Raw genomic sequence first — 25695 nt, 5'->3', positions numbered from 1 at the left:
AGCTAAGGGGAATCAATTAAGAATTGATTTAATGAAGCAAACGTTTTATTTAATTTTTAAATTATTCAATCTTTAAATATTTAATTTCTAAACATTTTATTTCTTGCTGTTTTGAATCTCGAAATGTCCTTTAGAATCACGTCATCACCGGGATTAAAATATTTCAGTTCATTGACAATTTCTGAGCGTGTATCTACTTTTTCCGCGATAATTTCATAGGCTATATTTCTGATTGCAGCCTGCAATTCCGGATCTTTTTTGAATTCATACTTCATGGCTTCCAGATAAGTGATCTTTTTATGATCCGGAGTTTTCTCATACAAATCCTTTATTTCTGATTCCAGCTTTTTAACATCAAAAATATTGGCAAAATAGTTATTCAGACAGTTGAAGGCATCTTTATCCTCTTCCCATCCCTTCAACAATATTTTCTGCGCTTCCTCCGGCTTTTCCATTTTCTTACGGTATACCAAAGAAGCTTTCACCATCTGATTATTTCCTGTATAATCATCTGCAACGATCTGATAATAATAATGGGCATTTTTAAGATCGTTTATTTCTTTGTAAAGATCCCCCACTTTTTCTTTCTGCTCCATTTCTTTATAAAGTTCAATAGCTTTTTTATGCTGTTTTGCCTTTTCATAGCAAACCGCGGCATCGGATTTATTATTCAGTTTTTTAAGATATACTACCGCTGCTTCATTATAAAGCCCTCCATTTTCCAGTGTTTTTGCACCTCTGTAATTATCCTGCAGCAGGTTCATATAGACTCTTGCTGCCTTTTTGTAATCTTTTTCGGCAATGTATTTTTCGGCAAGCTCTTCATATTTACTGCGAATTCTGTCGAAAAGTGAATTTTCCAGATAGAAACTGCCACTTCTGTTTCCTTTTCTTCCTGCGGAATTTCTGTTGTTCTGCTCTTTATCTTTTAAAGAAGTGATCACCAGAAGAATGATGAAAGCAACCACCAGGAAAATGGCTAATGTACCCATCACACTCCAGAAGCTTTCATGGAATAACTGGGCAACAATTCCGACAACCTTAAACATCGCCAGCAGCACGAATGCTGCCATGAATTTGTCTATAAATTTCTGTCTATTCATCATCATCGGATTTTAAAATGGTTTTATCTTCCCTGAAAAGACGATAAAGGAGCAACAACACACAAATTACCAGAACCCACACAAACCAGTTGTATCCAAACATTTTAACCAGCGGATAAAATAAGTACACAAGCATGGCTACAAGGATAGCAATTAAAATAACCTTCACCCAGACAGGGACATTATCACCACCCACATTCAAAGATTTATTTTTAAACAGGAAAGAATACAATCCTACTCCCGCAATCATCAGAATCACCATATACAGGATGTCCGAGACAGGAGCCTTTTTTTCCAATGGTGTACCTTCCGTACCTATTGCCTTTACTTTAGCTTTGTCAATGGACACCGAAGACGGATCCATCATATCTAACGTCCCGTAAAGTTTCCCTAATGAATCAGCCATTAACGCCTTTCTCTTTTTCAGAAGATATTTTACAACATCACCATTCACAGGCTTTCCTTTGGTGTATTGCTTTAAAGAATCTGAAATTTTACGTTTCAGGTTTTCTGTTTTCTGCTCTAAGTGTTTTGTAATTTTTTTGGTGTAAATGATTTTAAGAGAATCTCTGCTCTGTTTTTCTTTATTGACAAGCTTTTCAATATCCTTTCCAATTTCGCCGACCTCTCTGCCGCCAGCTTTTTTATAATTCTCCTTGTCTTTTTTTGTTTTGGATTCTATGATTCCGGCGTGAATAAGTTCCTGGGATAATCCTTTTCTCTCCCGATGATACATTGAATCTATCTTCAGATCAATCTCAGAGGTTCCGGACTGGAAAGCAATCATATCTGAGGGAGCTTTTACCGCATTGCCAGCTATTTTTCCTGAAGAAGGCGTGTTTTCTTCCTGTACAGAATTACTTTTATCAGAGGGTAAAGCAACCCTTAACACAATCGCTGCAATAATGAGCGCCCAGAATACTCTGCGGAAATTTTTTGTTCCTGCACTTTCATTCTTTCCATTGGTGCCCCGACCAAATAATACTTCCAGCCATGTAAATTTAGCAAAACCATCTCCCCGGGAAGTCCCCATAACATCAAGAGAAACACCTAGTTCTACTGCGCGTTCGGGATACTTTTCAATATACTGTAAATATTTTTCTATTTCTTTTTTGTTCCCTGCCATTACTTTTTTAAGGTCAAACGGCAGGTTGTTCATCCATTCTTCTTCGGTTTGTTTGGGCTGTAATGCTTCCATAACCTGTTCATCATCCACTTCAACCGTATAGCTTTCTATTTTTTGAGGAATTGAAACACCATTCAATGGCTTTCTAATGGTTTCTTTGATCGTTTCCGGCTGTTGAATCAGAGAAAGCCAGTCGATTTCTTCAGACAGTTTTACCAGTCCGAATTCAGGGTGCATAATCAGAAACCGGGAATCAAGCTGAGCCCAGTCTTCGGTGTTTATTTTAGGATAAAAGATGGTATTTTCCGGAATGAAAAGTCTGTCGTCCACACTTTGAAAGTACGCGTTTCTGCCTATTTCCTGTGGGGCATGATCTTTAAAAACAAGAAAACAACCATACAGCACATTGGGATGATCAGCCGGAACAGCAAAAGACTGTACCTGATTTAAATGAATCCCCAGCGTTTCCATTTCCTGAAGCCACACCACTGGCGAAGAGCCTCTGATCAGAAGTCCTTTTTTAGGATAGCTGTTTTTCGGGAAAGGTTTTATTCTAAGCTCCATAATCCACAATCTGTTCTATAAACGGTTTTAAAAACCTGTCACACATATCATCCATTGTTCTTACTTTCAACAGGGCATGTTCCGGAAGATAATATTCTGATCCTCCAAATTCTGTATAAGTAGCCAACGAGAGAAATCCTCCCAATGTAGAAGGAATGAAGAATTCTTCAATACTCTTGTTACTGCTCCGGAAAGTCAGCATTCCCCTTGAATCGGTAATAATTTCGCTTCCATCAGGAAATGTAAATTTATTTTTATTCTGCTCTGCAAAGATTCTGATATCATATTTATTCTTAGAAAAGTTCAGGGTATTTTCAGAAGCACTGTATAATTCATTTCCGGAAACGACCAGATTTTCATGCTGATTAATTCCGATTTTATTGAAATTATTGATGATCTTCAATCCGCTTCCTTTAAGCTTGGCGACTTCGGCTTCGGCTTTTATATTATTTTTTTCAAATTCTTTCTCTTTTCCTGTAATAGGTTCTACGGAAATATTTCCATCAATATTAATTTTGTAATGGGTAACATTATCAGGATGATGGAGATAAAAATTCCGTCCGAAATAGATCAGCTGAAAATATTCCGGAATATTCATTCCTGTCAGGTTTTGGTCGGAATACTCTCCTGTATTAAGATTTAGCTTTGAAATCAGTTTCTGATCAGACTGATACTGACATAAAATAAAGTGCTGCTGCCTGTTTTTTGACAAAGCAAACTGTCCTTTGGGTTTTATGGAAATTTTATCAAACAACACTTCACAGCCATGATGGGTTTTATAATAATCATAGGAATGTCTGTCATAATAGTTATCGGAAAGATAAGTCTTCAGCAATTGTTTTTTTGAACTCAGAATGAAAAACTCTCCATCATACAGAAACTTAGCAATTTTATTAACGGGTGTCGGGAACAAGATCGGATAGTTTTGCGGAAGATCTGTTTTCTTTCCGTTAAAATGTTGAACGGATTGTTTTTGCTGCGGCGGATTGGCCCACAGTTCCTGCAATGGAAGTTTTATTTTCTGGATATGCTTTCTTGCTCCTTTGTGATGTTTGTAAAAATTGATTTCACCATCTGAGGCTGTCGTTACCAAAAACTTCAGCTGGTCCCTGTTCTGATGTACAACCCGCTGAATCTTCTCATCAGCCATGTTATCCTGATGGGTAATGAAGAAAACTTCAATATCCTTTTCTGAGTGATTTTCATTAAAAAACTTCTCCAGTGCTTCTGAAACTTCCAGAACAGCACTTACCTGATTAAGGTTTTCCGCTACTTCTTCCACTTTGTTCAGCGCAATCGGAGTAGCTGCCTGTCCTAAAGCGAAGATTTTACATTCAGAATGGGCTTTGGGATGTTTGATAACCGCTATTGCCGAGGCATACGCTAATACTTTTGGAGTGCCCCAGTTTCTGAGGGAAGTATCAATCAGGATAATTCTTTCAAAAATATTTTCTTCAGGCGGAATTTCTCTTTGCATATACAATGCCTCGTTATTCGCAACACGATTCATAAAGACATCATCTTCGTTGGCAAATTCGGAAAGAAGCATCCGGTGGAAATCACCTTTGTTGGTCATATCAGAAATTCCTCCGATAGGCTGCTCACCGGGAGAAAGATGGCGCATTGGAATTTTCAGCCCGCTCCATATTCTTTTGATCAGGCTTCCTATCTGAAAGGTCTTTGGCTCATCAGTCAATTCTTTGATAAAATCTTTATCCGTATCTGCTGTTGTCTCTTCTTGTACTACCTCATCATCCAGTTCCGGCTCATCAACCAGGCCTTTCATGGCGTCAATGACAGACTGTACTGTAGGAAATTTTTCATTCAGATTCAAAGCGCTCAGATCTTTGTTTAAAGCTATTGAACCTTCGTCTTGTTTTTCTGCACTAATCGCTAGTTCCTGCGGTCGTTTATAATAGATCTTTAAATAAATATCCGCATGAAGAGAGGCCACCCTGTTATGACTATTGCTGAACAAAGTCTGGAGCAATACAATTCTGTTCTGTTTCTCCTTATAAACTTTGGGTAGTGATTTTATTTTTTCAAGGAATTCAATTTGCTTTTCCGCGTTGAACTCAAAATCTTCACCGCTATAAAACTCAGCTGTACGTCTTAGCGGGCCTGCAAAGTCCGTATATCCATCCTGCATCGCATACAAAACCATAAGCAATGCCCCGAACGGAGGCCATCCCTGCGGCTGAAGCTCTTTCAGGATCTCCATTAGATAAGGCCTGTAAGCAATGGCTCCTACTCCGGGAATGGAGAGGAGATTGTTTTCATGATAACCGGAATCACCGGGAACATCTTCATCAGTTTTCCATTCCCAGAAATAATTTTCATAGGACTGGAAATAAGCCTTTAATTCCATTCTCTTGATTTTTCTGTCAGGCGGAATGAGCTTACGGATAATGGACGGAAGTCTGTTTCTTTTATGGAAAGATAATTCCCATTTCCATCCCACAGCAGCCACCCTTCTTCTTGATTATATTTTTGCTGCAACAGTGTGCTTAGGTTTTTAAATTCAAAATCCAGACCTGCAGGCAATAAATGTCTGTCCTTTGTCCAGTAGGTCTTTCCGGGAAAGCTCAATAATGGAGTTCCCATAAACAGGGCTTTATCCCCCATAACGGTCCATTTTATTTTTTCAAGCTTAAACTTCGGTAGTGCAGCGATACTTTCTTTAATATCGGCAATGTTGCTCAGCAAAGCGATAACCGGATGTTCTTCATTGCTTTCTTTTAGTTGTATCCGAACCTGTTCATGAATCCCAAAATAGTTTTGGTTTGAAGGTGGAAAACTAAGCTGCAATGCTTTGTCTATCGGAATCCAGAGCAAAGCTGTCCGCATTTTTTTACTCGGAACCCAAGCCTCTTTTCTGAATAAAAGCCCATCACGAAGTTCATACAGAATAAAGTCCGGCAATTGTTGTAGCTCCTGAGCTGCTGCCTGTTCATCGGTAAAGCCTTTCAGCCAGACCGTATCTCCATCCATGGCAATCAGAATATTTTTCCAGTCTCTGATGGAACCCAGAAAATCTTCATCAGAACGGGGAAATTCTGCCCGGAATTCTTTTAAACGCTTTGAAGAATCTTCTGCCATAAGCTTTCAATTTCCTGCTGAATATATTGTTTCTGTTCCGGATTTCTGATCCAGTCGCAACGGGTCTGCAGATATCTCAGTTTATCTTTAATCACATTTTGCTCTTCAAAGCTCAGCATTCCGCCATCCCATTTCTCCACCAGAATTTTTACGTCTTTCATGACTTCTTCAGGGTTGGGAGTTTTGTTCTGCATAGCCTGAGGATGAGAATCCGGATGATTATCTTTCTCAATCGTTCTGTTGATAATTCCCTCCAGAATTTCAATCTGTTCTTCTGTATCCCAGATATGTTTCAAAACCCATAGATCGGAAAGTACAGCTTCTTTTCTTCCGCAGATCAGTGCACTTGCAGCAATCAGATTCTGAAGCTTCACCGCTCTACGGTCGGAAATGGCAATGCCTGTATTTCTAAGGTTCATAATAGTATTCAGGTAGACTTCATAGATGGGTTTCAGATCTATTGTTCTGCACAGCTTCTGAAGTTGTCTGATCTCATCAGCATGAATTTCCGGAATTTCCGTTTCTTCTTCATTTTCCAGCTTTCTCCCTGCCAAAAGTACTTGCTGTAAGAGTTCAGGATTCACATAGTCTACATTGATTCTTACCAGAAAACGGTCAAATAATGCATTCAGTGCTTCATCTTCCGGAAGGACGTTACTTGCTCCCACAAATATCAGTGCAGGTAAATGCTTTGTTTCTTTTCCTCTTTTAAAAATCTTCTCATTGAGCGCCATCAAAAGGGAGTTCAGAATAGCAGAATTGGCATTGAAGATTTCATCCAGAAAAACCATGGAAGCCTCAGGCATCATTCCTTCCGTATTGGTAAGAAGTTCCCCTTCTTTCAGTTTTCTGATATCAAAAGGCCCGAAAATCTCGTTGGGTTCTGTAAAACGGGTTAATAAATATTCAAAGTTTTTTCCGTCTTTCACGGTTTTGGCCAGGGTTCTGACAATGGCTGATTTTGCAGTACCCGGAGGACCGTATAAAAAGGCATTTTCTCTTGCCAAAAGGCAGATCCCCAACAGATCTACGACATCATTTTTGCCTACAAAAGTTTCTTTTACGTAGTTTAGAACTGTATTAAGCTGATTTATATTCTGGTTCATTGACTTAAAAAATTAAAATTTCCACCATTTTTTCTTTTGGGGTTTCTGTTCTTCTTTGCTTTCTGCCTGTTCGTTTCTTTTGCTGAATGAAAAGGCCATTCTCTGATAAGGATCTTTGATATCAAAGTACAATTGAGATCCGTCATCAAGAGTAAGTACATCCATGATCTTATTTCCATCCCTGACCAGACTTTGTGAAACATCCTGTTTATTGAAATGATGCCTGATCAGATCCCTTTCGTCGGAAATTCTTGTAATAATATAGGGGGAAGCTTTGGTTCCGTCCCCTGTTTTTTCAAGGCATTCAAAAATGAGCTGTGCTATTGTCATTTCAATACTTCGTCCTTTATCTTCGTCCAGTTCTTTGTATGCAAAATATTTATAAATATGAGCTCTCGGACTCAGCAAAATATTGACGTTTACATATTGTATAACCTCTTCAAACTTTCCTTCATTGAGTAAATCCTGCATGTTTTCAATATCTTCCGAATAGGGATCATATTCAGGATCATTGATTACCAGCTTACGGCATTTCAGGAACGTTTCTTTGGTGGGATCCGCTAAAAATTCAAATACTTTCTCATACGTTTTCATTATTGTCTTCGGTTATAGTTTTTAGTTCTCGCCAGAATGCGTCTTTGTGCATTCCAAATTCGGCAATCAGTTGTTTATTGATAAACGGAATTTCTGCCAGTTTATCATCTTTTTTTTCAACAATTCTTTCCAGATATAGTTTTCTGTAGGTATTATCTTTCAGTTCTTCAGGCCAATTTACGTTTTTCAGATCAAGATCATATCCTATTCCGGAATAGTGAAACTGTGTCAGGATATTTTCCAGCATAGGGATTAAAGCATCTTCGGGATCCACAGTATGTAAAGCAGCCATTACCTGTGGCAAAAATCTGAGTGACATATCTGCGGATAAGATGGAAGGAATATCCCGTGTTCCTTTGAATCCGGGAATAAGATTTTCAATATCCTTTTCGGTATTTTCTCTGATGAGATAAAGCTGTGCGCTGTGATAGAGAATCTTGGCGGCCCATACGGCTGTCTGTTTGTTACAGATTAACCGGTCTGATAAAAATTCAAGTCTTTCTTTTTCGAATTCTGTTTCAAAATAATCTCCTGCATCCGCCTCTTCCTGAGGGGAGATTTGCTGTAAGCTTGAAAAAAGAGTGATACATTCTTCCTTACGAAGCAAAAAGATCGTGTCTAAAAACGGTGACTTGGTTTCCATGATCTAACAAAAATAAAATTATTTCGTTGAGAATAAAATTTTTGTGGGGAAGATTCTTGTTAAATATGAATTCTTTGAAGTAATTATAAGGTTGGAAAGCGCAAAGGCGCAAAAGGTTATAAGCATTATGCTGTTTTTAAGGTGCAAGAAAATCAAAGATTTTCAGCAAGGTAAATCTTACCATCTAAACCTATAAGGTTTGAAATTACGTATTCATTACTATTAAGATCAATTTGTCGCTAAAGCGCCTCGCAATGACTTACTGTGATACAATTTCAATGATATTATTTTCTGGATCAAGGATGACGCTTTCATAATAGCCGTCCCCGGTGGTACGCGGTTCTCCAGCCACTTTATATCCATCTTTTCTCAGTATTTCTGTAAGTTCGTCTACTTTTTGTTTATTGTCTACAGAAAATGCGAGATGAATAATTCCATACTGCTGGGATTCATAAGAGTTTTCAGTTTCTCTGATATCCGGTCTGGTCATAATTTCAAGGCGACAGCCGCTCTCAAAACTTAAAAAATAGGATTGAAAATTTTTAACAGGATTATGGTATTTTTCATTGGAGACGGCTCCGAAATATTTCTGATAAAATGCTCTGGATTTTTCAAGATCTTTCACCCAGATGGCGATATGTTCAATTGTCATAGTTTCGATTTTTACGGTTTAACTGATGCAAAAATAACCGCCTACCTTTAACGATACCCGCTCCACATTATTCTTTTATTGTCCTGTATTTACCAGGTTAGGTTTTGGATTATACGAAGGTCTTTATTAAAAATATTATTTAAAGCATTTATTAATAACATCTTATACATTTTATTAATAAGACGTCGTTTCATTGTTTCCATTTTCGTAATTACAGAAACAAACTAAAAGTTATTATCTTTGTCGCATTCAAAAAAAGTATTATGAGTATTCACATCAGTGCAAAAAAAGGAGAAATTGCTAAAGTAGTATTGCAGCCGGGGGATCCGCTTCGTGCACAGTATATTGCTGAAAATTATTTAGAAAATGCTAAACTGGTAAGCAAAACCAGAGGTATTTTTTATTATACAGGACTTTATAAGGGTAAAGAAATCACGGTAGGAGCTAGTGGAATGGGTTTCCCAAGTATCGGAATTTATTCTTTTGAGTTGTTTACAGAATATGAAGTAGATACGATCATCAGAATCGGAACTTGTGGTGCTTACAATACAGATCTTCAACTTTTTGATATTTTAAATATTGACAAAGCTGCCAGCGAAAGTACGTACGCCAAATATGCATGGGGAATTGAAGACGAAATCCTTTCTCACCAGGGGAATATCTTTAACACCATTAATGAAACGGCAAAAGATCTATCATTAAATGCTAAAGCTATCAATATCCACAGTAGTGATATTTTCTACAGAAAAGATCCTAACACTCCGGAAATTGCTACCAAATACAACTGTCCTGCAGTAGAAATGGAAGCTTTCGGTTTATTTGCCAATGCTCAGCATTTAGGAAAAAATGCAGCAACAATTCTTACCGTAACGGATATTATCCCGACTCACGAAAAAATCTCTGCTGACGAAAGAGAAACAGCTTTGAATCCTATGATGGAACTGGCTTTGGAATCTGCGATAAAGAGTTTATAAGAATCAATATACTATAAGAAAAGAGCTTTACCTGATCAGTAGAGCTCTTTTTTATAGTCTGAAAAAATTTCTTGCTGTTTCTGTAGTCTCATCTGCCACTTCAGAAATGCTGATCTTCTTCAGATGGGCAATGGTTTGTGCTACATAAGGTAAGAATGAAGGTTCATTCCGTCTGTTCTGTATTCTCGGCATATTCTTCGGAAGCATAAATGGCGCATCCGTTTCAATCATCATTCTATCGAGAGGTACATATTTTATGACATCTTCCAGATGTTTAAATCTTTTGTCATCACTTATGGCTCCGGTAAATCCTAAATAAAATCCTTTATCAAGATAAGTTTTTGCCTCGTTCAAGGTTCCGGTAAAACAGTGTACTACGGCTTCAGGTAACTTTGAAAGATAGTCATCTGTAATGTCATTAAATCTTTTAAATGCGGATCTTTCATGAAGAAAAAGGGGTTTATTAACTTCTATGGCGAGCTCAAGTTGTGCCCGATAACATTTTTCCTGAATAGGTCTGGGAGAAAAATCACGGTCAAAATCCAGTCCGCACTCTCCTACTGAAACCACATGATCCTGCTTCAATAGTTTTCTGAGCTCATCAATACTTTGCCCATTAAAAGATTGGGCATCATGAGGATGAATTCCGGCTGTTGAAAATAAAATTTCGGGATATTCTTCTGCGATTTCCGCAGACTCTCTGCTTCCACGTATGCTGGTTCCGGTGAGAATCATATGTTCAACACCATGATCTAATGCTCGGTTGATAATTTCTTCGTGTTCTTTATAGAACTGTTTATTGGTCAGATTAATGCCAATATCAATATAAGTGTTCATATATTTTTTACTTTTTATTTGATGTTAATTTCTAAATATAAAATGGAAACTGATTGATTCGCAGCTTCTGTTTTATATCTGCAAAACTAGAAGTATGGTACGCGATGTTTTTACGCAGTTAAAAAGAAGAAAACTAAAAAGACAAAATACTTTATGATTAAAAAATCTGCTTATCTGCAGGAGTTTTTATTTTCCACGGATTTCACAGATGGTGCAGATGTTTGTGGATACTCTATTCGTTGATAAATTTTTCAAGAAAGCCGATCAGCTTTGTTCCGCCGTGGCTCCAGCGGATTCCATGACCTTCTTTTTCCCTGACTTCATAGACCAGCTCATGTTTGTAATGGAAGAAAACATTCCACCAGGTTTTATTGTCAAGAATTTCATGGATTTTTGCCATTACTTTTTCCTGCTTCTGTTGGTTATTTCCTTTTATTTCGCCCCAGAAACCGTCATCCATTCTTCCAATGTGTTTTTCCCAGGCTCTTTGTGCAATGGTAATTTCATTATTGAAAGGTTCCAGACAGGCATTAATCAGCATGTTTTTCAACGGTGGAATCCCATTTTCATTGCGGATGCTTGCAGAGGTTAATCTTTGTCCTAAAATATTCAGCCAATGTTCAAAAGGAATAGCTTCCATCGATGCGGCTTTTACCTCATCTGAACCATTACTTTCAAGAATAGCAATAAATTTTCCAAAGCTTTCCTGCCTGTCAGTGATTATTTCTTCATTAAAATAAGGCAGCTGCCATTCTAAAGTATTTTGCTTAAATCTATGAATATTTTCCTCCAGAGTTTCCAGGTGTTCTTCTGCTAAAAGAGCTTTGTATTTACTTTTCCATTCTTCTGAAAACAGTGGAATATAAGGTTCAAACATATTCATACTTACTTCGTTGTGATAAGATTAACAGAAAGATTTTCTTCACTGATCAGATAACCAATCAGATTGAACCATTCTTTGCAGTGATCGAGAATCCAGGCATCTGAGGAAATAACGATGGCTGAACTTTCCGCCAGAAATTTATCAGGATTAAACTGAAGATCAGCTTCCCAGTTGAGTTGATTCTGCCCGGCATATTCAAGAACAAGCTGTTTGATTCTTCCACTGTTGGAAACCGGCTGATCAAAAATCCATACAAGCTTCTGAATATGATTTTTCCTGTAAAAAGAAGCAATCAACTCAATAGCTCTTAAGGTTTGATTAACTCTTTTATAAGTTCCATGCACGCCTGAAAGGTCACGGATACAGCCATCCAGTCCTTCAAAAACATAAGCTTCAGAAAGCAGACTTTCCAATAAAATAATAACATTGAAACCATCAAGATATATTGTTTTCTCTTTTAAATCCGAAATATCAACATGCTTCAACTGTCTGTTGTGAAGCTGTACATCCGATGCCGACATTCCTCTCAAAGCTTGTATCTGTCGGGATTTCAGACGGTACCTGTTACCAACGAGATCCGAAGCCGCTTTTTCCGGGTAATCTCTGCTCAGCAGGTACTGCATGTCTTCAACAGCTAGTCTCAGTTTGGAGATCTGTTTTTCTGAACCGAATAAAGTATCATCGCCGGTATTTTTTCCACGGTTTCTGTTATTCATGTTCAAAAATAAAGTTTTTATAGTAAGAAAATAGGTTTTTGTAGTGTTGTTTTAAACCACCCCGTCAAAAATTCTTTGAATTTTTGACACCCCTCCAAAGGATGGGAATTTCACACCTTTGATTGTTAAATTTGTCAATGATATCATTTTTCTCATTCTGAATTGGGATCTGTTATATTTTCTACAACAAAAGAGATATTTTATACAACGCCGTGATATTTATTAGGAATAAGTTTGCAAAGACTTAAAAAATACCTTTATGAATACACTGAAAAAATTATGTTATTTGTCTGCAGCGGTGCTGTTATCAGCGTCTTTCGTTTCATGCTCAAGTGATGATAATGAAATCATTATTGAACAGCAGACTCCCTCACAAGTACTGTCTTCTACGCCATGGGAAACTACCGGAGCTAAAGATAAAAACGGAAATAATGTTGCCCTTACTGATGCCAGTGTAGCCGGATATGTAGGGTTTGCTTATTTCAAGACAGACGGAAAGTTTGCGATCTACAGCCTTACAGATGTATTGAGATCTATGGGAACATGGTCTGTAGATGCTCAGGGTAAAACAAGAACTATTGCTGCATTAAACCCGGATGGAACGACTATTTTCACCCGTGATGTTGAAATTCTTGTGTTGAACAGAAATGAATTCACCTACAGAATCCGTCCTAATTCCAGTGATCCGTCTGTTTATTATGACATTATCCATACGAAAACTTCTCACGCTGAGCCAACGAACGGGCAGCTTACTTTAGCTTCTACTCCATGGGAAACTACAGGTGCCAGGGATAAAAGTGGAAATAATATTGCTCTTACTGATGCCAGTGTAGCCGGATATGTAGGATATTCTTACTTCAAAGCTAACGGAACTTTTAAAATTTTCGGTTTAAATGATGTACTGCGATCTGAAGGAACATGGTCTATTTCTCCAGACGGAAAAAAGAGAACGCTTACGACTCCAACTTTTACGCGTGTTGTGGATATTCTGCTTCTGAACGAAACAACATTTACTTACAGAATTACCCCAGATGCGACTAACCCAGCTGTATTTTATGATATTATCCATACAAAGGTCAACCATAAGGAGCCTTTGTAATGATTATTTTTTTTATAATAAGGAAGAACCTGCTCAGTAACGGGCAGGTTTTTATATGTTTTTATTAAAGGAATGATACCATTTGTAATTCATTATCTGTATTCTTCCCACCATTTTTTCCAGTTTACTTTTCCCAGCTGATCCAGATTTACTTTTTCCCCGATCATCGGAAGGGTAACCGGGATATTGTTTTCTTCAGCATGTTTTGAAGCCAGCTCTAAAGGTTCGTACCAGGTATGCTGTGCAAGCTTGAATTTGGAATTGTGTACCGGGATAAAGTTTTGGGCTTTTAATTCTTTTATTTCTTTCATCAGCTGGTCCGGCAATGTATGAATATAAGGCCACTTTTCGTTATACTGCCCATTTTCCATTACTGCCAGATCAAATGGCCCGAATTTCTCTCCGATTTCTGTAAAATGATTCCCATAACCGCTGTCACCGCCTAAAAACAGATTTTTGGAAGGTGTTTTTAAAACGAAGGAGGTCCAGAGCGAGATATTACGGTTCAGTAATCTTCCTGAAAAGTGTCTTGCCGGAGTAAGCGTGATTCTGAAGCCTTCTGCAATATCTATACTTTCCCACCAGTTCTTTTCAATGATTGTATCAAATGTCCAGCCCCAATATTCAAAATGCTGTCCGGTTCCCAGTCCGCAAATGACTTTTCCTACTTTATCCTTTAATTGCTGAACGGTTTTATAATCCAGATGATCCCAATGATCATGCGAAATAAGAAGGAAGTCAATCTCAGGCATATGTTCCGGTTTGTAATAATCGGATCCCTGAAAAGCTTTTATTGAACCCGGCATGGGAGAAGCATTTCCACTGAAAACAGGATCTATTAAGAATGTCTTTCTATCAACTTGCATGAAATAGGAACTATGTCCAAACCATATCAACACATTTTCATCCGGTTGAAGATTTTTAAGATCAGTCTCTACAAAAGGGAGCGCTGTTTTGGGTGATGTGTTTTCTATTTTGCACAGGCTTTGAAGGAGTAATTTCGTCATACTTTCTCCTTCTAACAATGCCGGGGTTGTCAATATATTCTGAAACCGGCCGTTAAGATAATTGGGCAGTGTACTGAAATATTCTTTTCTTTTTTCATCGGGAAACTGTCCCAACTGCTTTTTTAAACTTTTCATTTATTTTATTTTAAATCCAGCCCGGTTTCTAAAGGTATACTCTTTATCTTATTGGGGTGTGAAATTTTACTATAAAATAAATATAAGCATAAGATTCTGAGCTGTGAAAATAAAATGAAGAGGATGTTGAAATTTTAATTCTTTATGATTTAATGAAAACTATTCTTAAAAAATCAATTTAACCAGTCCAAGCACAAAGATTCCTAATACTACGCAACCTATTATCATTACAGCAAAAGTCTGCATAAATTCTGTCCAATACTTTTTTTTATCGAAAGTAAAATCACTGGGGTTGATATAATAGACGTCATATACCAAAGGATCTATGCGCAAATCCGGCCGAAAATGTACAATTCCCTGGATATATCTTCTTCGTAAAGCTTTTAAATTTCCGATATAATAGCTGTAACCGGCATCAGTTCCGTCAAAATCTACGTCTGCTGCCGAACCATTGTACTTTACATTTAATATATACATTTTGTTTCGTGGTCTGATACTTACATCATATACATCGGAAAGGTTATATTTTTCCAGATCATGATAAAGAATTTGATCTATCGTTCCATCGGCTCTTTCGTAATGAATTCCCTGATCATCAACCTGTATCTTTCGGACTACTCTTTTTCTGATTCTCCGCTGGTAAAGAAAAAAACGGTATAAACCAAAAGCAAGAGCCGGATAGTATAGTATTGCGACAACAATAAATATGACCGGTTTATCACTCATCACAACGGGCAATCCCAATGCCAGCAGGAATGCCACCAACAATAAAAGTACCCCAAAAGTTCTGGTTATCCAGGTCATCAACCACCATGTTTCAGATGTTAATGGCAAAAAATCTTTTCTTGTGTCCTCTTGCATACCCTCAAGATACGAAAAAAGTAAATACCCTCAAGTAAAGATGGAAGCTGGAAGAGGGAGGCAGGAGGTTACTGCTACTCTGATAATTTCTGGCAGTTATTGTTAAATCCATGAAATTCCTATAAAAAATGATAAATTAAGAAGTTTTTTATGATCTCAATACCTTTCCTCTTACTGCTTCCGGTTTCCAAACTACTTAATCAGATTAAATAATACAAAAGAGCCACAGCAGCACCATGACTCTTTTTACCAAATTGAAAATAAGATATAATTAAATTGAAACTATGAAATCGTATAGGTCTTTTCTGTAGTGGTATTGTAGGTATCGGAAATCACATTGTCTACAAACCTCCACTCTGCAGTAGAACTTCCGGTGGTAAATTTCACATGCAGATATCCTCTTTTATAAAGATTGGCATATTCCAGGTCATCAATCAATAATGAAAATGCCTGAGCCAGTTCTATTGCTTTTGCAGGATCCGAAGTGATTCCCAGATATCCTTCAAGGCCAGGAGAAGAAACGGAACTGCAGGCAAGCTCTGTCCCGATAAATTTACCCTGCGCATCGGTAAGCTTTCCTAACCATGCATTGTGGGTATCTCCGGCCAGTACCACTACATTTTTTCCGGCAAGAACAGAATAAAGCTGTTCTCTTTCCATGAAATATCCATCCCATGCATCCAGATTGTACGGTAAAGTAGTTGTGATTCTTGCAATTTCCTGCGGTGTCAATGTAGGATCCTGTTGTTGATGTCTTGTTTTAAGAATAATCAACTGAGTGATGGTATTCTGAAGTGCCTGCATAGTAGCCGGCTGTGCACTTCCATACTGTTTAATTTCTGCAAGAATCTGATTCAACAGCATCAAAAGCTCTGCAGGAACCATCATTTTCGTCATTAAAATCTGTTGTCCAAGCACTTTCCATTTGGCTGTATCACCATTGATCTGGGCATTCAGCCATGACATCTGCTCGTTTCCGATCAGTTTTCTGCTGGTGCTTAAGAAATCTGTTTTAAACTGTGTCTGATTAAAACTTCCTGTATTATCAAGATAATCCGAATATTCCATTTGTTTATCCCTTGCAATCACCCTTGTATCCATCATGTAAAGGGAAACGATATTCCCGAAGCTGAAACTTCTGTAAATTCTCATATCTTTCCCTGTTTTAAGAGGAATGTATTCGCTGTAAGCCTGAAATGCAGCCATTTTTCTTGCCTGAAAATCTCCTTCGTTCGGCTGATGATTTTCTGCTCCTGTTTTATAGGTATCATTGGCAAACTCATGATCGTCCCAGACACAAATGAAAGGCTTTTTCTGGTGAAGAAGCTGAAGGTTTTTATCTCCTCTGTACTGCCTGTATCGTTCCCTGTAATCGCTGAGGTTAAGAATTTCCTTCGCCGGCTGATGGGCTCTTCCCAACTGATTGGTGTAGGGGTTTGTTCCGTATTGTCCGGGAGCATATTCATAAATATAGTCTCCAAGGTGTACGACAACATCTGCTTCAGATTTTGCAATCGCACCATACACATTGAAAAGTCCTGCAGGAAAGTTGGAACAAGATACGACAGCCATTTTAACTTCACTTACAGCATCTGATTTTGAAGGTAAAGTAAGGGTTTCTCCTGTTACGCTGACTTCCTTAGTTGTACTGTTATAGAATCTGTAGTAATATTTTGTGTTGGAAGAAATATTCTGTACATCTACCGCTACAGTAAAATCATTTACCAGTGCAGCATTTGCCTGACCTCTTCTTACTACTTCTGAAAAATTGCTGTTTTTACTGATTTCCCATGTAATCTCTGCATCTGTTCCTTTTGAATACCGGGTCCAGATAATAATTCCTGTTGCGCTTGGATCAAAACTTGCTACCCCGGATTCAAAACCTCCGTTTTTAAGATCATCGGGGGCATTTCCGTTTTCAGTAAAATCATCGCTGCAGCTTTCAATTAAAGGAGCTAAGAAAATTCCTCCGGCTGCCAATAGTGAATTTTTAAGAAATCTTCTTCTGTTGAGTGGGTTGTTGTTTTCCATCATTACTTTTTTTGCAAAGCAACGGTATCCGGAGAAGACGGCTGTTAACTGTGTTTTAAATATATTTTATGATTTTTTAAACAAATGTTTAATGTTATGCATAGGAAATTGTTATGATATGTATCGCTGTAATGAGCAAACACAAAAAGGAAACCTTTCCGGCTTCCTTTTTCAACAAGTTCCATAGAAGAAACTTTGTTTTCATCAAATATATTATTTATGGTCTTATTTTATTCTCCTAATTCCAGCTGGTTTCTGACCAAATTAAAATATTCTCCTTTTTTGGATACTAATTCCTGGTGGTTACCCTGCTCTACAACTTCGCCCTTTTTCAAAACAATGATATTGTCTGCACTTTTTACTGTGGATAAACGGTGTGCAATGATAACAACGGTTCTTCCTTTAAAAAATTCCTGTAAATTATCATGTATAATTTTTTCATTTTCTGCATCCAGCGCAGAAGTAGCTTCATCAAAGAAAATAAAATCCGGATTTTTATATACAGCCCTTGCAATAAGAATACGTTGTTTCTGCCCTCCGCTCAGATCATCTCCTGCGGCTCCTATTTTGGTGTCAAATCCTAAAGGAAGACTTTGAATCATTTCGTATATATTGGCTAATTTACAGGCACTGATCAATAATTTTTCATCTGCGTCTTCCTGCATGGCAATATTCTCCCTTATGGTTCCGCTGAATATGTATGAGTCCTGAAGAACAACCCCACAATTGCTTCTCCACCAATCATGATTGATCTGAAACAGCTCTTCTTGCCCGATGTTCAGATCTCCTTCTGAAGAAGGATAAAATCCCAGAAGAAGTTTGGATAATGTGGTTTTTCCACTTCCGCTTTCTCCAACTATGGCAAGAACTTTCCCGTTAGGAATTTTAAAATTGATATTTTTTAAAACATAGGGCTGATGTCCCCCCGGATATTTGAACCATACATTATTTAAACTAATATCCTTACTCAGCAGAGCCTGATTTCCCTCTTTTAAATTAAGGTTTTCATCGGTTTGCTGTAGAATTTCCTGAACTCTTTTATACACTAAACTTGAATCCTGAAATGAGCGGAAAAACGCGACCAGATTTTCTATGGGTGCGGAAGCAATACCTATAATATATCCTATACTCAGCATCTCACCAACCGTCATTTTCCCAAGTGATACCCAATACACGCAAAAAAAGGTAGTTGAAAATATAAATAACTGTTTAATAATGCTGGTAACATTGGTTTGATAAATATCCAGGATAAGACTTTTTACTTTGGTCTTATATATCTTTCTCTGCAGCTCTTCCCACTTTGATATTCTTGAAATATGAGCATTACTAATTTTAACGGAAACCATCCCGGTAATCATCTCAACAAGATGATTTTTGCTTTCTGAATTTAATTTAAAGGCATAATAATCTATAATCCTTCTTTTATTATGAAACAAGTAAATCCATACAGTGGAAAAAACAGCAATTCCCAGAAACCCTAATGCTATATACTGGTTATATATTAAAAGCCTTATTACTAGTACAATCAGTAAAAAAACTGATAAAATATTCGATAGCAATTGTCTGGTTAACAACTGTTCTATTTTTGACTGTTCTTCTATTTTCTGTAATAGGTCTGTATATAATCTGTTTTCGAAAAAAGAGACCGGAAGTCTGACTGTTTTCTGCAGCAAGTCATTCAGCATTTTAATGCTTACCTGTGAGCTAAAGTGTACTCCTACAAAATTCTGAAGGATATTGATGAGTATCTGCCCTCCATACAAAAGCATCTGAAATCCGAAAATTCCAATGATCACTTTTCCTTCTTTCGACTTCATTCCTTCGTCAAACATCTTCTGAATCAGCTGAGGAAAGATATAGGAAATAACGGAACTTATCGTAATTAAAAAAATCAGCAGTCCAATTTTGAAATTTTGTTTTTCTAAAACTGAACGAATATAGCTTTTGAAAATTTTTAAATCCTGCTGTTCAAAAGGAGGTTTAAACTCAACAAACTCTTCCTTCGGGATTAATTGTAGCCCAATCCCTTCATTATCTGTGGACGAAATCCAAAGCTTTACAAACTGCTCTTTTTTAAGCTTTAGTCTGCCATATTTGGGATCTGAGATATAATAAAAATTATTTTTGATTTTATAGAGTACAACAAAATGCTCCTGCTCCCAATGTAAAATGCAGGGTAAATGAACATCCTCGTTCAGTGTAGACAAAGGAACCTTAAAGGGAGTTGTATGAAAATACAGCTTTTTACCGGCATCATTAATATCTGCCAGAGTAACCCCGGATCGGGTAACTTCAGTAAGGTTTCTCAGATATACCAGATCACAGTCTTTGCCGTAATATTTTAGAATAATCTTAAGGCAAACCGGACCGCAATCCATCTGTTCTATTTGGGAATAAAAGGGGAATTTGTTGAACACAATAATAAGTTAAATTGTTATGCCTAGTGTTTTTAGCTTTTTAGTAAATTCTTCGTCATTAACTAATTGCTGGTTATTGGATATTTTATCTAAATAATTTTCTACTATAATTTTTACTAATTTTTGCGGAGAACTTTTGATATGAGAAAAATTCTCATTCAGATAATCTAAAAAATCTTCATCTTCAATTTTGTCGATACAGCGCATGGCTATAAGTAAATTTTCCTGATCGCCTGAAAATTCATTTTGCTTTAGCAGGGTGTTAAAGATCTGCTGAAATATCAGTCTTGTTTTTTTCTCATCCTGCGAAGATTTAAGAATGGCGATATAAGAGTTGTTTATAATATGTTTTAACATTCCCTGCTTATCAATAAGGGGAAGATCTTCAGCCAGATTTTTGCAGTTCTCGTTTTCATGTTGGTTAAACATGAAAAAAGCCAATATCTTCATAACTTCTGTCTTGTACCGCTCTTCATTTTGAGTACGTGCAAAAATTCTGATTTTATTAAGTGATTGTTCTCCAATAATTATGGCAAAATAAGGAAACGTGTTACTCTGAACTAAAGCACTTTCAATAGCCCTGTCAATATTTTCCTCTGCCAGTACAAAATCATTTTCCACGTAATTTTTATACGCAAGCAAAGCATAGTCTAAGCTTATCATCCCCTGATGAATAGGCTCTATGAAATAGGTATTCATACTTTGCATTTTTGAATAAAGGTAATTTCCTAAGGTAGTATTCCCTGTACGAAAAGCAGAAAGTGATTTTTCAGACAGATTCATATAGTAAAACAATCCTGCCTGGATATCTTCCGGAATATCTTTTCTAAATTCTTCAATCAGATTTTCGAAAATATGTCTTGGTTTTTTCACCTCATATTCCCTGAATTCTACTGTTTTTATTTTGTCTAAAATTATTGTTTCCATACATCATCTATTAAGAAAGCACAGCTTGTTCATTAATATATCTTTGAAGAAGAATTCTGTCGTCAATATTAAATTTGAAGGAAGGACACGCCGGGATATTATCATACCAGTTTTTCGGACATGCTCCACCACACAGAGGAAGGAATTTACAGCTTTTGCACCATGAGTTGTTGTCCGGTATTTCATTAAACCAGTTTCTCATGACAACATTTTTGCTGTCTACATCTTTATCTTTCACAATGTTTCCGGCATAAAACTCAGAGTTATCATATTTTGGAGTGTACGGGATTTCCCAGCATGTGGAGACATTTCCAAAAGCGTCAAATACTTCTGAGGTCTGGCTTACTACCATACAAGGTTTAGTAACTCTTTCAGGAATAATCTGTGTTTTAAATTTTGCTTTTGATTGCAGAAGCTTCATATAAACTTCTATTTCAAGCTCAGCAAATTCTTCTTTTGACACGCCTTTAATAGTAGCTTTGTTATCACCCCAGTCGTGGATAGGAGCAAGATAGAAACTTACGTGCTGAAGGATTCCTTCTGCTTCCAGATAATCAATAAAATCTATCACATTGTAGCTGTTTTCTTTATCTACATTACATCTGATATTAAAACTTGCTTCTTTTTGATATAATTCGGAATTAACAATTTCTTTGATATTTTTAATGATAATATCAAAACTGTTAGAACCATTTTTCAGATATCTTCTCTTATCATGGAATTCCTGAGTTCCGTCAATTGTGATCTGATATTCTGTAACCCTGTAATTTTTTACCAGTTTTTCAAAAAGAGAATATTTAAGGCTTAAAGCATTTGTAATAATTCTTGAAGAATATTTTAAATTTTTCTCTTCACAAAGGCTGATTAAACGGGTGGATAAATTAGAGATAGCCGAAAGACCTGTTAACGGCTCTCCTCCATACCATGTAATACTCAAATGTTCCAGATCGTTTGACAAACTTTCCATTTTAGTAATAATTCTGTCATAGGTAAGATCTAAAACTTCTTTTGACATACTTTTGTTAGTATGCAACTGACCGCAATAGTGACATCCCAGCTGGCAGTTTCCTGAAGGCTGAATCACATAAGAAAGTGTTTTCAGATCCTGATGATCTACAGACATGATGTTGTCTGAAAGGATTTCTCTTAACTCATCTTCAAACTCAGGTACATAAAATTCATTTTTTATCAGGTTGATAAAAATTTCTTCGGGAATCTGAGTGGTTTCAAGATTACATATTTTTTCATATAACCCTTTTTTCACTTCAATGGATGTTCCGGAACGGGTAGAAAAAAGAATGACATGATCATCTAAAATTTCCTCGTTTTCTATGGTATGGATATATCTTGATAATTTGTATTTCATAATTATTTTATTTTACTATTAAATAGAGTAGCACGAATGCTACTCTACTTTTTACTTTAGTTGTAACTCCAACATTCGTTACCACTGCAAGTTTGTGTACCTCCGAATCCCCAGCAGTCATTCTGACTTGTGCACGTTGCTGCTAGCTCTAAAGGTAACTTACCTCCCTTGATTGTCTTTACTGAACTTTCGCTCATTCCCTGTAGCTTATTTTCAGTGATTTTTTTAGACAATTCAAACAATTTTTTGTTTTTCATCACAATAAATCTTAGGTTAATTTTTTCTCTTGTAAAGTTTTAATTCCACACAAGACCCTGCAGAACATAAATTTGTGGAATCAGAGTTCTATTAGTTATAACTCCAGCAGCTGTTACCACTGCAAGTAGCTGTACCTCCGAATCCCCAGCAGCTGTTCTGACTTGTACAGTCTGCTGCTAATTCCAAAGGAAGTCTACCTCCTTTGATTGTCTTTACTGAATTCTCGCTCATTCCCTGTAGCTTGTTTTCAGTAATTTTTTTAGACAATTCAAACAATTTTTTGTTTTTCATGACAATAAATTTTCATGGTTAATAATTCTCCTGAACAGTTTTAATTCCACACAGGACTATACAGAATACAAATTTCTTTATGAAAAGCTCCAGCAATTAGGATCTACGTGCAGATCCGGCCTGCACCAACTACAGGTACATTGGCTACAATGGTAAGCGAGTAAGCCACCGGTAATAAATACAAGGCCTTCTTTTTGCAGTTTTTTCATTTTGACATTTGTGATTTTCTGAGAAATCATTTTAAGCTTTTTGTTTTTCATAGAAGTAAGTTTTTTATGTTTATTACGAATCTTAACTCTATAAAAATTAATCAAGCCTATGTGGGCGAATTATTGGTCAAAATAAGCCCAACAACTGTTTAATGCACATGGACTGGTTCCATAACCCCAACATGCATTTGCACCGAAACATGCACAGTCTGATATAATCTCTTTTTGTATTCCTCCCTTAATAACTTCAACTGATTCTCTTTTCATTCCTGGGATTTTGTTCTCAGTAATTTTTTTAGACAATTCAAACAGCTTTTTGTTTTTCATCACAATAAGTTTTCATGGTTAATAGTTTGCTGAAAAGTTCCGGCTTCAGAGAAGGCTCAGTAAAAATTTTTATGAAAAGCTCCAACAATCATTCGTCGAGCAGATAAACGGACCACAGTATGAATTACAATCAGGATGTCCATAGCAATCTCCAGTAATATCCTTTCCTGCGTAGATTGTTAAAACCTCTTGTTTTTCTAATTTTTTGATCTTACCGAGGGTTATCTTTTTGGATAACTCCACAAGTTTTTTGTTTTTCATGGTTATTAGTTTTTATTCTTAGTGTATTAGTTTTGCAGTAAAAAAACAGGATTACAGCCGGGGGTTTTCATTTTGAGTTCTCCCCTTGTCTATGTCTCCGGTATTCACTTTTTTTACTTTGTTGTTTCCAAATGTTTTGGATATGCTGAGTGATATGGATCTTAAATTTGATTGCGAAAGAGTTTCAATATATCCGTCATTATTATATAGTGTATTGCGGGAGTTTGAAAGATTCAGCAGATCTTTTACAGAAAGCTTGAACTTAAAATCTTTATAACTCTTTGAAACCTCAAGCTGATTATTGATAAAATAACCGTTTTTCTTATTAACTAATGTATATGGAGAGGTGTAACCAAAGTTATAGCTTATGTTCCAGCCTTTATTCCAAAGATTATTTCCACTAATTGTAACGGAAGAGTTATTATACCAAGAACTAGGATGAACATCATAGATATCTGCATTATTGATATAATACATTCCTGTAGACAGATTGAACATCCATTTGTTTTCAAACAATGGTTTATTATAGTTCAATCCCACATAAAGACGTTTTACATTACCTTCAAAGTTTTTGGGTCTTGTAATGGAAACATTATCTACAACCTCTGTATAAGGAAGAATAGGATTTTTTACAATTCCGAAATTACTTACAAACACCCAGGTTCTTTTTATGCTGTAGCTCGCATTGAATAAGTACATCTTTGCCACATTAAGGTCAGGATTTCCGGTTTCCCACCAGGTTTCATTATTCTTATAAATAAACGGGTTCAAATCATCTACATAAGGTCTCCATAATGCAGTTCTGTATCCCAGAGAAACTCTGTTGTTCTTATTGATCATATAAGAAAGGTTGATGCTGGGCACAATATTGTTGTAACTTCTGGAAAAGTTCTCGCTAACTGTATTTTGTTTTGCGTTGATATTTGTGTTTTCATAACGCACCCCTAAGTTGACATCCAACACAGAAAAGATTTTTTTCTTAACATTAGTATATAACGCGTTTATATTTTCATGATACGTGAAATTATTGGAAAATAGGGTATTCAATGTGCCGTCTGCGTTGTAATAAGCATAAGGGTTATCCGTAGAAAGCCAATTAAGCTTTCCTCCCGCTTCAAGACTAATCTTTAGTTTTTCGAAAGTTTTGGAGTAATCTACTCTTACCGTATAATTGTCCTTCTGATAATCATTATATATTAAATTAGTATACGGATTTGTCAAATTAAAAAACTCTGTCGTATTATCTCTGTGATGGGTGTAATAATCAAAGTTGATATCTAGTCTTTTGGATTTTTTATCATCATTAAAGCTGTAATAAATATTTCCTCCGAAAAGATTCAGCTTATCATTTTGTGTATTTACCGTTCTGTTTTCAAAAATTCCTCCTGTAGTATCATAGTATATATTCCTGTTTTCAAGTGAAAATTCAGGTGTTTTGTGGTAATATTCCAGAATACCTCCTATGCTGCTTCTTTCATTAAGCTCGTAATCAAAACCTGTATTTCCTCCAAAGTTGGTTTCTTTAATCAGCGTACTTCCTATAATCTGATTTCTGCTGAATTTTGAGCTATAGTTATCAATACTGTTTCTTTGCAGGTCATTATTATTTTCAAAAAACAGCATGGTATTATTTGAAAATCTGTTTTTATGATAATTTAAAGTAATATTTGCCTGCTGGCTGTTTTTTCTGTTTTGTTTATCTGTAATGGTAAAACTTCCTTTCAGTCCATCTGTTTCCAGTTTCTTCAGCTTCAGATTAATAATCATTGCATCCTCCAGATCATATTTTGAGGAAGGATTGGTAATCAGCTCTATCTTTACCAGATTAGAAGCCGGCATAGCATTAAGATATTGTATTAAATCTTTGCCTTTAAGAATTGATTTTCTGTCATTGATGTAAACAGAGGCGTTCGTTCCCAGAAGAGTTATTTTATTATCATCTACTTTTAACAATGGTGTTTGAGAGAGAACTTCGGATATGTGATTTCCTACAACCAAATCGCTATTTTCAACATTAAAAACAAAACGGTCATCCTTTTGTTCAAAAAAAGGTTTTTTACCATTCACTTTTATTTCTGCAATTTGTTTTTCTATAACTGTTTTAATGGAATCTTTCTTCTCTTGAGAGAAACCCAACAACGGAAGCAAAACACTTACACATATTACTATTTTCCTCATTTACTTTCAATATTTCTGATGCAAACATCAT

At 36.4% G+C, this 25695-nt stretch carries 23 protein-coding genes; 2 read left to right on the top strand and 21 right to left on the bottom strand.

What is annotated here, in order from left to right:
* Positions 1 to 80: 80 nt before the first annotated feature.
* The 8 genes from V0410_RS19475 to V0410_RS19440 form a co-directional block, all read right to left on the bottom strand.
* Positions 81 to 1103, bottom strand: a complete 1023-nt coding sequence (locus tag V0410_RS19475; RefSeq protein ID WP_330745304.1) for a hypothetical protein — start codon at positions 1101 to 1103, stop codon at positions 81 to 83.
* Complete coding sequence (locus V0410_RS19470) at positions 1096 to 2793, bottom strand: APC family permease (RefSeq protein ID WP_330745303.1); 1698 nt, start codon at positions 2791 to 2793, stop codon at positions 1096 to 1098. The genes V0410_RS19475 and V0410_RS19470 overlap by 8 nt, the downstream gene beginning before the upstream one ends.
* Entirely contained in the window at positions 2783 to 5161 is a 2379-nt protein-coding gene (locus V0410_RS19465; protein ID WP_330745302.1) for a hypothetical protein, read from the bottom strand. Before V0410_RS19465 ends, V0410_RS19470 begins: the two co-directional genes overlap by 11 nt.
* Complete coding sequence (locus V0410_RS19460; RefSeq protein WP_330745301.1) at positions 5152 to 5892, bottom strand: hypothetical protein; 741 nt, start codon at positions 5890 to 5892, stop codon at positions 5152 to 5154. The genes V0410_RS19465 and V0410_RS19460 overlap by 10 nt, the downstream gene beginning before the upstream one ends.
* The gene (locus tag V0410_RS19455; RefSeq protein WP_330745300.1) at positions 5865 to 6998 is read right to left on the bottom strand and encodes an AAA family ATPase; all 1134 of its coding nucleotides are present in this window, start codon (positions 6996 to 6998) and stop codon (positions 5865 to 5867) included. The genes V0410_RS19460 and V0410_RS19455 overlap by 28 nt, the downstream gene beginning before the upstream one ends.
* Before the next feature lie 12 nt (positions 6999 to 7010).
* Entirely contained in the window at positions 7011 to 7592 is a 582-nt protein-coding gene (locus V0410_RS19450; RefSeq protein ID WP_330745299.1) for a DUF4919 domain-containing protein, read from the bottom strand.
* On the bottom strand, positions 7579 to 8235 hold the full coding sequence (locus tag V0410_RS19445) for a hypothetical protein (protein WP_330745298.1): 657 nt from the start codon (positions 8233 to 8235) through the stop codon (positions 7579 to 7581). Before V0410_RS19445 ends, V0410_RS19450 begins: the two co-directional genes overlap by 14 nt.
* Before the next feature lie 259 nt (positions 8236 to 8494).
* On the bottom strand, positions 8495 to 8887 hold the full coding sequence (locus tag V0410_RS19440) for a VOC family protein (protein WP_330745297.1): 393 nt from the start codon (positions 8885 to 8887) through the stop codon (positions 8495 to 8497).
* A 263-nt stretch (positions 8888 to 9150) separates the two neighbouring features.
* Between V0410_RS19440 and deoD the strand changes: the two genes are divergently transcribed.
* Positions 9151 to 9861: a purine-nucleoside phosphorylase gene (gene deoD / locus V0410_RS19435; protein ID WP_034693505.1), complete on the top strand. Its 711-nt coding sequence runs from the start codon at positions 9151 to 9153 to the stop codon at positions 9859 to 9861.
* 51 nt (positions 9862 to 9912) lie between these two features.
* On the opposite strand, the gene V0410_RS19430 is transcribed toward deoD, so the two are convergent.
* The 3 genes from V0410_RS19430 to V0410_RS19420 all read right to left on the bottom strand — a co-directional run bounded on the left by V0410_RS19430 (position 9913) and on the right by V0410_RS19420 (position 12297).
* Positions 9913 to 10698 carry a TatD family hydrolase gene (locus V0410_RS19430; RefSeq protein ID WP_330745296.1) on the bottom strand — a complete coding sequence of 262 codons (786 nt, stop codon included), beginning with the start codon at positions 10696 to 10698 and terminating at the stop codon, positions 9913 to 9915.
* Positions 10699 to 10930: 232 nt separating this feature from the next.
* Positions 10931 to 11581, bottom strand: coding sequence for a hypothetical protein (locus V0410_RS19425; protein WP_330745295.1), 651 nt, complete (start codon positions 11579 to 11581; stop codon positions 10931 to 10933).
* 2 nt (positions 11582 to 11583) lie between these two features.
* Positions 11584 to 12297: a DUF434 domain-containing protein gene (locus V0410_RS19420; RefSeq protein WP_330745293.1), complete on the bottom strand. Its 714-nt coding sequence runs from the start codon at positions 12295 to 12297 to the stop codon at positions 11584 to 11586.
* Between the two features lie 259 nt (positions 12298 to 12556).
* Here V0410_RS19420 and V0410_RS19415 point away from each other — a divergent pair, with 259 nt between their 5' ends.
* On the top strand, positions 12557 to 13396 hold the full coding sequence (locus V0410_RS19415; protein WP_330745292.1) for a DUF4822 domain-containing protein: 840 nt from the start codon (positions 12557 to 12559) through the stop codon (positions 13394 to 13396).
* 92 nt (positions 13397 to 13488) lie between these two features.
* On the opposite strand, the gene V0410_RS19410 is transcribed toward V0410_RS19415, so the two are convergent.
* The 10 genes from V0410_RS19410 to V0410_RS19365 form a co-directional block, all read right to left on the bottom strand.
* Positions 13489 to 14538 carry an MBL fold metallo-hydrolase gene (locus V0410_RS19410; RefSeq protein WP_330745291.1) on the bottom strand — a complete coding sequence of 350 codons (1050 nt, stop codon included), beginning with the start codon at positions 14536 to 14538 and terminating at the stop codon, positions 13489 to 13491.
* A 165-nt stretch (positions 14539 to 14703) separates the two neighbouring features.
* Complete coding sequence (locus V0410_RS19405) at positions 14704 to 15342, bottom strand: hypothetical protein (RefSeq protein WP_330745289.1); 639 nt, start codon at positions 15340 to 15342, stop codon at positions 14704 to 14706.
* Between the two features lie 339 nt (positions 15343 to 15681).
* Positions 15682 to 17433, bottom strand: coding sequence for an alkaline phosphatase D family protein (locus tag V0410_RS19400; protein ID WP_442879155.1), 1752 nt, complete (start codon positions 17431 to 17433; stop codon positions 15682 to 15684).
* Between the two features lie 227 nt (positions 17434 to 17660).
* On the bottom strand, positions 17661 to 19847 hold the full coding sequence (locus tag V0410_RS19395; protein WP_330745287.1) for a peptidase domain-containing ABC transporter: 2187 nt from the start codon (positions 19845 to 19847) through the stop codon (positions 17661 to 17663).
* A gap of 9 nt (positions 19848 to 19856) precedes the next feature.
* Positions 19857 to 20774 (bottom strand): hypothetical protein, encoded by a 918-nt coding sequence (locus V0410_RS19390; protein ID WP_330745286.1) that lies wholly within the window; start codon positions 20772 to 20774, stop codon positions 19857 to 19859.
* Positions 20775 to 20784: 10 nt separating this feature from the next.
* Complete coding sequence (locus V0410_RS19385) at positions 20785 to 22140, bottom strand: radical SAM/SPASM domain-containing protein (RefSeq protein ID WP_002983497.1); 1356 nt, start codon at positions 22138 to 22140, stop codon at positions 20785 to 20787.
* A gap of 348 nt (positions 22141 to 22488) precedes the next feature.
* Positions 22489 to 22689: a hypothetical protein gene (locus tag V0410_RS19380; RefSeq protein WP_002983500.1), complete on the bottom strand. Its 201-nt coding sequence runs from the start codon at positions 22687 to 22689 to the stop codon at positions 22489 to 22491.
* A gap of 329 nt (positions 22690 to 23018) precedes the next feature.
* A complete protein-coding gene (locus V0410_RS19375) occupies positions 23019 to 23225 on the bottom strand; it encodes an ecotin (RefSeq protein WP_330745285.1) in 207 nt (68 codons plus the stop codon).
* A gap of 69 nt (positions 23226 to 23294) precedes the next feature.
* On the bottom strand, positions 23295 to 23486 hold the full coding sequence (locus tag V0410_RS19370) for an ecotin (protein ID WP_126358679.1): 192 nt from the start codon (positions 23484 to 23486) through the stop codon (positions 23295 to 23297).
* A gap of 51 nt (positions 23487 to 23537) precedes the next feature.
* Positions 23538 to 25664, bottom strand: a complete 2127-nt coding sequence (locus tag V0410_RS19365; protein WP_330745283.1) for an outer membrane beta-barrel family protein — start codon at positions 25662 to 25664, stop codon at positions 23538 to 23540.
* Between the last annotated feature and the right edge of the window lie 31 nt (positions 25665 to 25695).

Origin of the sequence: Chryseobacterium sp. CP-77 (genome assembly GCF_036362765.1) — a bacterium.
GTDB lineage: Bacteria > Bacteroidota > Bacteroidia > Flavobacteriales > Weeksellaceae > Chryseobacterium > Chryseobacterium cupriresistens.
The sequence above is the reverse complement of the archived record's forward strand: the minus strand, read 5'-3'. Positions and strand labels throughout refer to the sequence as shown.